At 62.9% G+C, this 11,849-nt stretch carries 11 protein-coding genes; 3 read left to right on the top strand and 8 right to left on the bottom strand.

Going from position 1 to position 11,849, the window contains the following annotated elements; all coding sequences use genetic code 11:
* Positions 1 to 47 precede the first annotated feature (47 nt).
* The 4 genes from ADJ70_RS11780 to ADJ70_RS11765 form a co-directional block, all read right to left on the bottom strand.
* Positions 48 to 323: a hypothetical protein gene (locus ADJ70_RS11780; protein ID WP_216597266.1), complete on the bottom strand. Its 276-nt coding sequence runs from the start codon at positions 321 to 323 to the stop codon at positions 48 to 50.
* Positions 324 to 379: 56 nt separating this feature from the next.
* Entirely contained in the window at positions 380 to 607 is a 228-nt protein-coding gene (locus ADJ70_RS11775) for a hypothetical protein (RefSeq protein WP_050341656.1), read from the bottom strand.
* The gene (locus ADJ70_RS11770; RefSeq protein ID WP_050341654.1) at positions 600 to 1,094 is read right to left on the bottom strand and encodes a hypothetical protein; all 495 of its coding nucleotides are present in this window, start codon (positions 1,092 to 1,094) and stop codon (positions 600 to 602) included. The genes ADJ70_RS11775 and ADJ70_RS11770 overlap by 8 nt, the downstream gene beginning before the upstream one ends.
* Positions 1,095 to 1,345: 251 nt before the next feature.
* Positions 1,346 to 2,368 carry an acyl-CoA thioester hydrolase/BAAT C-terminal domain-containing protein gene (locus tag ADJ70_RS11765; RefSeq protein ID WP_050341652.1) on the bottom strand — a complete coding sequence of 341 codons (1,023 nt, stop codon included), beginning with the start codon at positions 2,366 to 2,368 and terminating at the stop codon, positions 1,346 to 1,348.
* A 194-nt stretch (positions 2,369 to 2,562) separates the two neighbouring features.
* Between ADJ70_RS11765 and ADJ70_RS11760 the strand changes: the two genes are divergently transcribed.
* A complete protein-coding gene (locus tag ADJ70_RS11760; RefSeq protein WP_050341650.1) occupies positions 2,563 to 3,321 on the top strand; it encodes a type II CAAX prenyl endopeptidase Rce1 family protein in 759 nt (252 codons plus the stop codon).
* A 409-nt stretch (positions 3,322 to 3,730) separates the two neighbouring features.
* Here ADJ70_RS11760 and ADJ70_RS11755 read toward each other — a convergent pair whose 3' ends face one another.
* Entirely contained in the window at positions 3,731 to 5,347 is a 1,617-nt protein-coding gene (locus ADJ70_RS11755) for a transposase (RefSeq protein WP_050340583.1), read from the bottom strand.
* 320 nt (positions 5,348 to 5,667) lie between these two features.
* On the opposite strand from ADJ70_RS11755, the gene ADJ70_RS11750 reads away from it, so the two are divergent.
* Both ADJ70_RS11750 and ADJ70_RS11745 read left to right on the top strand, forming a co-directional pair.
* The gene (locus ADJ70_RS11750) at positions 5,668 to 6,354 is read left to right on the top strand and encodes a YiiX/YebB-like N1pC/P60 family cysteine hydrolase (RefSeq protein ID WP_050341648.1); all 687 of its coding nucleotides are present in this window, start codon (positions 5,668 to 5,670) and stop codon (positions 6,352 to 6,354) included.
* 55 nt (positions 6,355 to 6,409) lie between these two features.
* Positions 6,410 to 7,510, top strand: a complete 1,101-nt coding sequence (locus tag ADJ70_RS11745; protein WP_050341646.1) for a hypothetical protein — start codon at positions 6,410 to 6,412, stop codon at positions 7,508 to 7,510.
* An 82-nt stretch (positions 7,511 to 7,592) separates the two neighbouring features.
* On the opposite strand, the gene ADJ70_RS11740 is transcribed toward ADJ70_RS11745, so the two are convergent.
* The 3 genes from ADJ70_RS11740 to ADJ70_RS11730 form a co-directional block, all read right to left on the bottom strand.
* Positions 7,593 to 8,222, bottom strand: coding sequence for a bifunctional 2-polyprenyl-6-hydroxyphenol methylase/3-demethylubiquinol 3-O-methyltransferase UbiG (locus ADJ70_RS11740; protein ID WP_216597265.1), 630 nt, complete (start codon positions 8,220 to 8,222; stop codon positions 7,593 to 7,595).
* 38 nt (positions 8,223 to 8,260) lie between these two features.
* Entirely contained in the window at positions 8,261 to 8,839 is a 579-nt protein-coding gene (locus ADJ70_RS11735) for a biotin transporter BioY (protein ID WP_050341644.1), read from the bottom strand.
* A gap of 324 nt (positions 8,840 to 9,163) precedes the next feature.
* A complete protein-coding gene (locus ADJ70_RS11730) occupies positions 9,164 to 11,803 on the bottom strand; it encodes a heavy metal translocating P-type ATPase (RefSeq protein ID WP_050341642.1) in 2,640 nt (879 codons plus the stop codon).
* Positions 11,804 to 11,849: the final 46 nt, after the last annotated feature.

Here is an 11,849-nt window from a genome sequence, read left to right as displayed (position 1 = left end):
CACGCCTCACGGGGGATGCGCCGCTGCATCTGGAACCCAGCTAAACCCTAGTCAGGCCAGGCCACGGACTCGGGGAGCGGGTTGACGTGGTAGGACGGGACGGAGAACCCCTCCGTCCACGCCATGTCCCTGTCTACGACGAACTCGCTTATCTGGAAGCACTCGCGTGGGTAGTCCCTAAAGCCCGGGAGCGGGAGGTACCTGTCTGCCGCCTCCTCGGCGAGCTCCCTCGTCGAGTACATGCCGATCCGCTTTCCCTCCACGTGCTCGTCGTCCTTGCCGTACCTGTAGCGGTGCACTAAGTAGTACACTTTCCTGGCCAAGGCGCCCTCACCCCTTCCCTCCATCTTGGGCCCCCGCTGCGGGGGCCGCCCCGCCGTCAGCAGGAGACGAAGCCCTCCTCCCACCCAGCGTCCTTGTCGAGGGTCGGCTCCGCGATGAAGAAGCAGTCAAGCGGGAAGTCCCTGAAGCCCGGGAGCGCGGCGTACCTGTCCCTCGCCTCCTCGGCGAGCTCCCTCGTCGAGTACACGCCGAGTTCCTTCACCTCCTCGTGCTCGCTCTCCTTACCATAGTCGTAGTAGTGCTGCAAGAGATAGACCTTACTCAAAGGCCCTGTCACCCCACTTTTTTATCCTGTTATAATCACTCGTTGGCCCATTATCTTTGGGATCCCAATTCCCCTCGCCAAAATATTTGTCCATCACACGCTTGGCAAACTCCTTGCCGTTCTCGCCGACGTAGGGTCGCTCTCCTAATGCCCACGAGGGGGGATCGTCAGCCTTCTCTTTGTGACTTCCAGACTTGGACTTCTTGTATTCCCTCCCAGTCTCTGGGTCCCTGCGTACCTCTTGCTGCTGTGCGTCGTGCATCGCATCGGCCGCCACTGTGGCGCCTCCGACGCCAACTCCAACTGCTATGGATCCGAAAATGCCCCCTAGGCTTACCCCCAGACCGCCGAGGGCGGGCGCTGCCTCTGTCGTTACCGTGTACGTCGGCGCATAGTCCGAGGCAATCGCCTTTGTGTCGAGGGGATTGAGCGCCAGGACGGCGGCAAGGAGCACGCACATAAACTTTCTGAACAACTTCTTACCCATAAGACCTCCCTTTCGTGGGCTACGATGTCGCCATCATAGCACATGACTGAGCGTTCGGCCACGCGGGGCTGCCGCCCATCCCCAAGACGGCAGCCCCGCGTGGCGGTAGCGCGAAAGGCCCCGCGCTCTCAAGCTGGTTTGACAGAAGCGCACCGGCGGCACCGAGCGCGAGGATCCGCCCCCGCTCGGCTTTGCCGCATGGCGACGTAGACAGAGGGTCAGCATGCGTCAGAGGTCCACAAGACCCCGCCTCACATCTGGCCGTGCCACTGGGACAGGCGGTCAAGGAGGATTCTCATCGAGTCTGCATGAGCCTTGGCTCCGGCCTTGGCCGTGCCACCGAGCATGATCTCCCACCCGCTGCCATACTCGGGAAGGTGATCAGAGAATGCGTGGCCAGCACCGGAATAGATATGAGCCTCGAAAGAGTCCGACTGGGAGGCGAGGTTCTTTGCCGAGCTGTCGCCCTGCCACATGGCATCCTGATCCCCCGCAAAGAAGAGGGCGTTGCCCCTAAAGCCTGACAGGTCGATTCTCGTGTCGTTGTCGGCGTTGGCGGCAGCGGACTCATAGGACGCGCGAAACGAGGGCGGGTAGTTTGTCGCGAGATCCCACATGAGCTTTGCCGAGGCACTGGGATCCGCCTTGCGAAGCGACACGAAGGGCACGGCCTGACCCTGGTAGGTGAAGCTTGGGAATTCGTTTTGGCTTGTGTAGTCGAGGCCGGCATAGCTGTGGTCTGCCGGGGTGAAGTTCACGAGGTTATCGATGGCGAAGCCGTGTGCGGCAAGCTCGGCGCTGAACTCGGCGCCCTTCGACGTGCCGATGACGGTGATCGGGGACGGCCGGTCTACGTTGTCCCTTATGTAGGTCTGAACCTCCTCGAACTGATCGAGCGGGACGTTTGCGAGGGTGGGAGCCTGGTCCTCCTGTCCCCAGAAGTAGAGGCCAAGAACCTCATAGCCTTGCTCGGAGATCGCCTTTGCCTGCTCGTATCCCGGCGAGCCCTCGGAGCCTCCGTAGACGACAACGGTGCCCGGGTGCGTGCGCTCCTTCGGGATAAAGTGAAAGCCCTTGAGGTAGGCGCCCTTGATGGCTCGGATTGAGTCGTTCGTCTCGTACTGGGTCTCGCGCACCGACAAGGCCCGCTGCATGATCGTGTACTTGCTGCCGTTGTACCAACGAAGGCCAAATATCGTGACGGCAATGAGCACGATGACGCAGACGAGGGACACAAAGATCCTCAGCAGTACCTTCCCTACCTTCTTCGCCATGTCCGTGTCCTTTCAGAAGTGGTAAGTTATCCTATACATGTCTTGCACATTTTGCAAGCATAGATGTACCATAACGTCCAGCTCGCCGGCAAGTCATTACGGTGAGCGATGGGTCGAGGCATACGCATGGTACCTCGGATGGGGACAGTCGGCGATGCCGTGGAGGAGCTGGCATCCTAAAGGAGGTCGGCAGGGTGAACAAGGGAAAGACGATAGCTCCGTCCATCCTGCTGTGGGGTGTCTTCGCGATCTTTTTCGTGCTCTACCTCAGCTTTTCGGTGCTGCTCTGGCCTGTGCTGCTCGTGTGGGCATCAGCTTTGTCCGTGTATATGCTGCTCAACTATGAAAGGCCCCAGCCGAGGCAGGTTGGGGTTTCGCTTGCTCTGGCATTGGCTGCCGCAATCTCCACATCGGTAGCTAGTCACAGTCTTTCTGCCGGGGCAGCGCTCGTGTTTGCCTCAACGCTCGTCTGCTCGATGGCAATGTTTGGCGTGCATGGTAGTGTCGGCGGCTTTGCGATCATCAGGGAAGGTGGCAAGGGGGCGGTGCTGGTTAGCATCGTCGTGGGGGTTGTCGTGGGTGTGTCTCTCGGGGTCGTCAACTGCCTTTTTGGCATGAGCAATGCTCCCATTGTCCCGTCGCTCTCGATGGACAAGCTCATAGCAAGCCTTAGCCCTGCCATTATGGAGGAGGTGGTCTGCAGGGCTGCGTTCATGGTCTTCTGTCTAGCTACGTATGGCAGGGATAGGTCAAGGCCACGGACGCTCACGATGTGGTTTATGATGGTCGTTCCCCATGCCCTGGCACATCAATACGGTTTGGTGGAGTCTGCCGTCCTGGCACTGCTCTTTGGGCTGCCGTTTGCCGTTCTGCAGAGGAGAAGGGATGTTGCCTCCGCCATGATCGCCCATGGGCTTGTCGATCTGATGAGATTTGTCGCCTTCGGAAGGTAGGGAGTGTGTTCGCATGCTCGCCGACCTGGCGCGGAATGATACCGTCCGGTCGCCACGAAAGCTACACCCCCCCAACGGCCCTCCCTTGTGCTACCTGCTAAACTATGAGGAGCCCATTTTGAACGAAATCGAAGTGGCGAATCCAGAGCGATTGACCCCTTGCGGGCATCTATCCCTGCTGCCGACTGGATTACTCCGACTACCAGAGCTGTGACAGGTCGAGCACACCCAAGGTGAGTCACGTCTCGAAATGGAACTGATATTTCTAGCTTGTTACAAACAATTTATTAACTACGATAAATTACTGAAATCTTTTACAATTTACGAAGGCAAACACAAATTGTTGTGTGGAAGGAGGCGTAGCCATGAGGCCCGCAATCTTCAACCCTAGATGACGCTAATTGTAGAACTACAGCTCCAGGCCGAGGACGTCACGGTCGAATTCCCTGACGTCGATTGACGAGGGCACCTTCACCCCGAGCGCCTTGTAGTACTCGCGGACCTGCCTCGACGGCGTCTCGACCACGACCCTGCCGTCGGCGTTGGTGTAGCAGGACAGCGACCTGGCCTTGCCCCATACCTCGGTGAGGGAGACGTCGGCCCCGGCGAGCGCCTTGCGCATCCTGAGCACCACGATGGTGCCGATGATGTCGGCGAGGATCTTGCCGCGCACGGTGAGGTCGCTCCACTTGCGCAGCGGCAGCAGGCCCAGGTAGTCCTTGCTGGTCTTGAAGACGCCCTCGATCTCGGTGCGGCAGAAGTACTCGTCCAGGATCTCGCGGGGCGTCGCGACCTTGGTGGACATCAGCACGAAGTAGCCCTGCCGCACGGTCTCCCAGTCCTTCTCGGCGAGCGACATCCCGTCGAACCTCTCCTGGTTCTTGTCCAGCCACCTGGCGAAGCGCGGCGTGGCGTTGGTCTGGTCCACGTAGACGTAGCAGTGCAGCCTCACGCCCTGCACCTCGACGTCGCGCCTCCTGGCGAAGTAGAGGTGGCCGGAGCGCGTGATCGCGTACTTGCCCTTGCCGATCAGAGAGCGGACGCCCCGCCAGAGCTCGCGGTACGGGTACCCCCTCCTCGCCGGCATCCTGACCAGCACGTCCCTCTCGCCCTCGGAGAAGGCCTCGAGCAGCTCGCGCGACGCGTAGCCCGCGTCGAGGACCGCGGTTACGACCTCGATGCCGAGCGTGGCGAGGACGTCGCCCATCACGGTCTTTATGGTCGAGAGGTCAAGTACGTTGCCGGGCACGACCTCGTACCAGACGGGCAGCCCCGTCGTCTCGTCGAGCACGAGCGCGAGGCGCATCTGGACCGCCGCGCCCCTCAGCCCGTGGCTGCAGAGGGCGTTGAGCGGGTTGTCGACCGCGTCGTTCGGGAGCGGGGTGGAGTCCACGTAGCATGCGCGGCCGAAGCCGGGCTTCGTCCTCCTCATGAGCCTGGCGAACGCCCTGAAGAACGCGACCTTCGCCCCGTCGGCGCCCATCGCCGAGAAGAACGCCGTGTCCGATCTCAGCGACGCGGGCGGCACGCCCGGCAGCGCCAGAGCCGCGAAGGACCTGGCCACCATGTTGTCGCAGGTCTCGCGGCTCCCGTCCCGCACCACGCCGTGCGTGACGTGGGCGAGGGCGCGCTGGTAGGACCGGTCGTCGGGGAGCGCCTCCCTGAGGCACCCCGCGACCCCATCGGCGCCCAGGAACGACAGCAGCAGGTGCTCGGGGCCGAGCTCCAGGTGCCGCGGCGGCTCGGGGAACGCGCCCGTGTTCGCCAGCCGCTCGTCGCCCTTGGCCACCGGCGCGAATCCGTCGGCGTCCGCGTCGTACTCCACCAGGCCGCGCGTCGGTGACGCGAACACGCCCGAGCGCCTGTCGTCCGCGAGCCAGACGACCTTGCCCAGCCTCTCGCGCACCGCCTGCGCCGAGTGGTACTTGGCGCCGCGCACGTACGACGTGTCGACCACGGCGGCGGACCCGCTCCTGATTGCGCCGGACTCGTCCCTGACCAGCTTCTGCACCTTTATGAACGGCATCCCGGTCGCCTCCCGTGCCACACAGGAAGTAGTAAGTAGCACTACATATAATATAGCACAAGAGAGGCCCCTTGGGGCCTCGACCTGCGATTTTCTCGATTTTCTTTGGTTTGATCAGGCGGTAGTTCTACAATCAGAAAGAACTAGGGTTCAATGACAAAACAGTTTAGGGTGCCGTCGCGCTCTTCCAAGGTGGCCCTCACTGCACGACGGCGTGATTACGTTGGGATGTTGAGATAAGCAGCTTTCGAGATAGACCAAAGGGTTTCAAGTCGTTATGTTTCTCGCTTCCAAAACCTCTCAAAAAGGAGGCCTAAGAAGTGAAGAGTAAGAGAATCTACAAGCTCCTTGTGGCGGTCTTTCTGGCGGCGACATGTGTGTTTGGCATGGCTACGCCCGTGCTTGCCAGCCCTAGCCCTGCCCCTGAGGACGTGTTTCCCGAAGAGGAAGTCACGGACCTCTGGGATAGTGCATTGCAGCAGGATGTGGTTCCCGATAAGGGGAGTGTCAATGATCTGCGGATGACCGTCAATTCAACCGAATCAACCAATTCGATCAACTCAACGACTAGCGGTGTCTATCCCACAAGAAAGGGCGAGATCCTTGTTACGACCGACCCATACATGGGGTCGGTTCCATCAGGTCACGCCGCGATCGTCTACGACAGGGAGCAGGTGGTCGAGTCCCTCCAGGATGGGGTACAGTTTGGGACAAATCACTGGGATGACAAGTATACCTTGACCATTGGCCTAACCGTCAACTCAACCACTTTGGCCCAGGACGCCGCTGCCGCAGAGTGGTGCGCCGGACAGCGCGGTAAGCCGTACAACTACAACTTCTTCGACGTCGAGACGCGCGACAGGTTCTACTGCTCCCAGCTGGTATGGGCCTCATTCCACGACCTGTACGGCATCGACCTCAACACGTGGGTCTTTGGGCAGGCGATACACCCCGCCGAGCTGGTCTTGTCCGATCAAACCAGAACGGTGTACACTCATGCGCGGTAGCGCTCCTTTCAGGTGGGAGCTACGCTGATGCGATCATAGCGAAGGAGAGGCGAAGGTGAGACGACGGACGTTCCTCGGCCTGGCTGCGGCCCTGGGCGCCTGCCTCGCGGGGGCGGGCTGCACGCCCGCCCCAAGCGAAGGGGGTCCCTCCGGCGGCCCAGGCTTCGACACCAGCAGGACTGCCCTCTGCGTGCTCGAGACGCGGGAGAACATCGCGGCGAGCAGGGTCATCTTCTACGACGGCGCCCTCGCGGAGCTGGGGGAGCTGCGTCTGCCCTACGCGGGCCTCGGCGAGAGCTGGGAGCTGCCCGTCGTCCACGGCGGGGCGCTCTTCGTCATTCCCGGGGGGTACCAGGGGAGGAAGGACGAGAGGAAGGCCCTCGAGATCGACCTCTCGACGCTCGGCGTGAGGGTCCACCGCATAGACCGCGTGGGTATGTACGGGATCGCGGCCAACGATGACTACGTCTACGCCTGCAGCAACCTCAACGGCAGCTCCTACGTAAGCCGCTGCTCCAGGTCGGGAGGCGAGGTCGTCGAGGCCGAGGAGCGGGGCGTGTGTGTGGACTCCATCGCGCTCTGCAAGGACAGGCTCTGCGCCTTCGCCATCGACATCGCCGCGCCCGACGACAGGCCCTGGCTCTACGCCTACGACCTAGACCTCTCCCTCGTCGAGAGAATCGACCTGAGCGCCTTCGGGAAGTCTCAGTACCGCCCGCTTCCCTGGGGGGGCAGGGTGTACTTCCCGAGCTGGTCGGGCACCAGCGAGGACGCGGAGTCGCAGGTGCTCGGGTCGTATGACCCCGCCACGGGCGCGACGGAGGCCTTCGACCTCGGGAGGCAGGTCCTCGAGGTGGTCCCCTGGGGAGAGCGCCTCGTCGCCCTGTTCGGGGACGTCCACGACGACGCGAACGGCAAGACGACCTCCGCCGCCGTCTGCGAGGCGGCGGAGCGCTGGCGCCCCGGCGAGGTCGTTGACCTCGGGTACGCGCTCGACCACGCCGTTGTCAGGGGCGACACGCTCTACACCCAGTCCGACCGCACGCTGCGGACCTACGACCTGACGCGGGGCTGGGAGGTCCAAGCGAGCGCCGAGATCAGCCACATAGACAGTCGGTTCAGCTACATCTCCGGCATGGTCTCGGCTAAGGGGTGAGCCTCAGCAGGGGTAACCGGGCTTTGACCCAAGGCCAGGCACCCTCACGGGCGGGTGCCTGCGACGGAACGTCGCGGTCCACTCAGGTAGCGGGCTTCGTCCACATAAGCGAATAGCGCCAGTAGAGACGTCTCCTGATCCGTGCTCCGGGGAGCAGGATGTTGGCAACGGACCTGATCTCGTCCAAGGACTCACAGGGCCAAGCGACCTTCATGCCAGGGAAGGTGCTCTCGCGATGGATCCAGCCAGACACCCTCCCAGGCACGATCATGAGGGCGGAGAGCAGCCAGTCCACCAACGACTTGTTCGCAGAGAGGCCGATGACGAGCAACCTGCCGCCAGGCCGCAGCAACTCCGCCATCTGTGCGAGCGCCGCCTCGAGTGGCAGGTGCTGCAAGCATGCGACACAGGTGATCGTGTCAAAGCCTGCCAAAGGGAGACTCTTTGCTGCCATGAAGTCACCGCAGATGACGGTGCCATTGCCTGCGGCCCTGTCGGCTGCGGCACGCGCGGCAGCGGGGTCCTTCTCCACCCCGACGACGCGCTCGCACACCCCTGCAAGCAGCTCCAGGAGCTCGCCGTCCCCACAGCCCACGTCGAGGGCTGACCCTCCCCTCTCTGCGGCATCCGCGACCAGCTCGTGATAATACACAGAGTTGTGGTTCCAGCGCATGTTGCCGTGCGTCGCAGGCACAAATCGCCCACGCTGCATGACGTCGCTCGGCCCGAAAGGTGTACCTCCGTGGAAGGCTACTTGCGTGCGCGGAGGGCAATCCTGCCAGCCGAGACGACGCTCGTGGCGATGACGGCCTTGAGCAAGTCCATCACGGCGAACGGCGCGATCCCCGCTGCGAAGGCAGCAGCAGGCGAGAGCTGCCTGACTACCATGAGCTGCGCCCACCCAAAGAGATAAGCGATGGTGATCGCAGCGACGATGGCGAAAAACGTAGAGGTAGCCTGGGGAAGCCTCGTGCGGGCGAGTCGTGCGCATAGCCAAGACCCAACGCCAGCGGCAGGCACAAACCCCAAGATGAATCCCCCGGTGGGACCGACAAGCCTGGTAAGGCCGCCCATGGCGCCTGCGAATACCGGGGCGCCAAGAGCGCCGATGACAAGATACGCAAGCGTGGAGGAGAGGGCCTCCTTCGTGTTGAGCGTGGCGACGATGAGGCCCAGCGCCAGGATCTGTAGGGTGAACGGGACCGGCTGCAGGGGAACTTGAACGTTTGCGCAGATCGCCAGCGCCGCTGTCGCGATGGCGATACGGCCAATGCTTGCGGGTACGGTCGTGGTTTTCTGAACTGTGATGCCGCCTATCTTGTCGCTCATGTCACGTTCCCCTCGTCCGTTGTTTTTGCCACCTGTCAACGTGCGTCTTCTACTATAGCACGGCTGTCTGGGGGGCCAAGGGCAGGAGTGTACACAAATTGGCGAAAAGGGCCTCTCAAAGCCGTTTTGGGGCATTTGTGTACACTATTGTGCCGTTGTGGATAGACGCGGGGATGCAACAGTGTACACAAATTGGCGAAAAGGGCCTCTCGGCGTCGTTTTTGGTCATTTGTGTACACTGTTGCGACGTGGTACGCTGTGCCGCTCGCGCCGGCCTCCAGGGGCGAGCTCCAGGGGCGACGCAACCTACGCGGCGCGATGTCCCTACGCGATGGACGTCACCTTGTAGCCCGCGTCCTCGACGGCCTTCTCGAGCCGCTTGTTAGAGACGAGCGGCCCCGCGTCGAGGGTTGCGCTCTTATCCTCAAGTGACACGTGCACGTTTTTCACGCCGCGCACCCCTTTGAGGGCCTCTGTCACATGGGCCACACAGTGCTCGCACATCATGCCCTCGATCGAAAGTGTCCTTACTGCCATGCTATCGCTTCCCTTCTCCTGTGCCTCGGCGGTGCCGGAGGCGTTGTCAGTCGTGCCTTCATCCTTTGCGGGGGTGACTTCCACTGCCCTCGCTCTGTGGCCTGCCCCACTGGGCTCCCATCCAAAGAGCCTGAGGGCGTTGGTGACCACGAACACGGACGAGAAGCCCATGGCCGCCGCTCCCATCATTGGGTTTAGGCTGATGCCCCAGGGCGAGAGCACGCCCATGGCCACCGGGATGCAGATTGAGTTATAGAAGAGCGCCCAGAACAGGTTCTGCCTGATATCGCGCATCGTTGCCCTAGAGAGCTCGATGGCGGTCGCGACGTCGGCGGGGTCGGAGTGCATGAGTACGACGTCGGCTGACTCGATGGCGACGTCGGTGCCCGCACCGATGGCGATGCCTACGTCAGCACGGGCGAGCGCCGGCGCGTCGTTGATGCCGTCTCCAACCATCGCGACCCTGTGGCCCTTCCGCTGGAGGTCGTGGACGAGTCGGTCCTTCTGGTCGGGAAGGACGCCCGCGATGACCTCGTCCACGCCCACCTGGTTGGCGACGGCGCGTGCGGTCCTCTCCTGGTCGCCCGTGAGCATCACGGTGCGTATGCCCAGCTGGCGCAGGCGGGCGATGGCGTCTTGCGACGTCGGCTTCACGGTGTCGGCTACTGCGACCATGCCGAGGGCCCTGCCATCTCTCGCAAAGAAGAGCGCCGTCTTGGCCTGGGTGGCTACGGCGTCGGCATGGGCGTCAAGCGTGCCGAGCGAGATGCCCTCGGCCTCCATGAGGCGGGCGTTTCCCGCGAGGGCAAGGCGGCCATCGACCGTTGCCCTGAGGCCACCCCCTGCAATCTGCTCGAAGTCCGTGATCGCGACGCCGCCGTCGGCGCTGGGGTACCTCTCGTCTACGTGGGCGCAGATGGCCTCGGCGAGCGGATGCTCACTTCTGCGCTCGAGCGCGGCGGCCACACGAAAGAGCTCGCTCTCTTCCACCTCGCTTCCGGGTACGACGTCGGTCACGCGGGGCCTGCCCTCGGTGATGGTGCCCGTCTTGTCCAGGACGACGGTGTCCAGCTTGCAGGCGGTCTCGAGCGCCTCGGCACTCTTGATGAGAATACCAAACTTGGCTCCGCGCTCGGTGCCTACCATAATGGCGGTCGGCGTGGCGAGCCCCAGGGCGCAGGGGCAGGAGATCACGAGTACGACGACGGCGTGGTTGAAGGCCACAGAGAAGTTGCCCGGTGTGAAGAGCGCAATCCACGCGACGAAGGTCACGGCCGCGATGCCGATGACGGTGGGGACGAAGACACCCGCGATCCTGTCGGCCATACGCTCGATGGGGGCCTTCGAGCTGGTGGCCTCGTCCACGAGGCGGATGATGTTGGCGAGCGTGGTGTCGTCACCCACGGCCGTGGCTCTCATGGCTATCCAACCACGCTGGGACACGGTGGCGCCTGTGACCGCGTCGCCCACTCCCTTCTCCACGGGGATGGGCTCGCCGGTGATGGCCGACTCGTCTATGGAGGCAGAGCCCTCCACCACCCTGCCATCCACGGGCACAGACTCTCCCGCACGCACGATCACGCGCTCTCCCACCCGGACGTCCTCGGTGGGAACTTGGATCTCCTGTCCCTCGCGGACCACGGTCGCGGTCTTGGGGGCAAGATCCATGAGGGCGCTGATGGCGCTCGTCGTCTTGCCCTTGGCGCGTGCCTCAAAGTACTTGCCCAGCGTGATGAGCACGAGGATGGTGCCGGCCGAGTCAAAGTAGAGGTTATGCATCATGGCGTGGTGCGCTGCCTGCAGGTCTGCCACGCCAAGGGAGAGGGCCATCTGGTAGATGCCCACGAGGCTGTAGGCGTACGATGCCGTCGAGCCTATGGCGATGAGCGAGTCCATATTAGGCGCCAGGTTGACAAGGGACGTGAAGCCCCTGACAAAGTACTCCCGGTTGACAAAGAGCACGCAGGTCGCGAGCAAAAGCTGCGTCACGGCCGAGGCCATCATGCCCTCCATGCCAGCTAGGCCGGGCAGCTCCGGCCACAAGAGCATGGGTCCCATGGCAAGGTAGAAGAGGGGCACGCCAAAGACGATGGACCATACGAGCTGGTCCCGCTTGGCCTTGATGGCCCTCTGGGCGCCAGCCTTGGGGTTCACGAGGGTGGTCGTGGTCCGGCCAGCTTTGGCCGCAGATGTCGCGGTCGAGCGCGGCTCTGCCCCATAGCCGGCCCTGTCGATGGCCTTGACCACGGCGGCTATGGTCGCGGGGTCACCATCGTAGGTAAGCTCCATCGAGTTCTTGAGCAGGTTGACGCTGGCGTTCGTGACGCCTTTGGTCTCGCCCGCGACCTTCTGGACCCGCGCCTGGCAGGCGGCACAGGTCATGCCGGTGATGTCGAAGGTCTCCCGTGCGGGCGTCTCGCTTGGCATGCTTGGGTCACTCCCTTCGTGTGGGCTGGAACCAGGTGACGTAGCC

The organism is Olsenella sp. oral taxon 807, from assembly GCF_001189515.2.
Lineage (GTDB): Bacteria > Actinomycetota > Coriobacteriia > Coriobacteriales > Atopobiaceae > Olsenella_F.
This window is presented reverse-complemented; position numbering and strand designations above follow the sequence as displayed.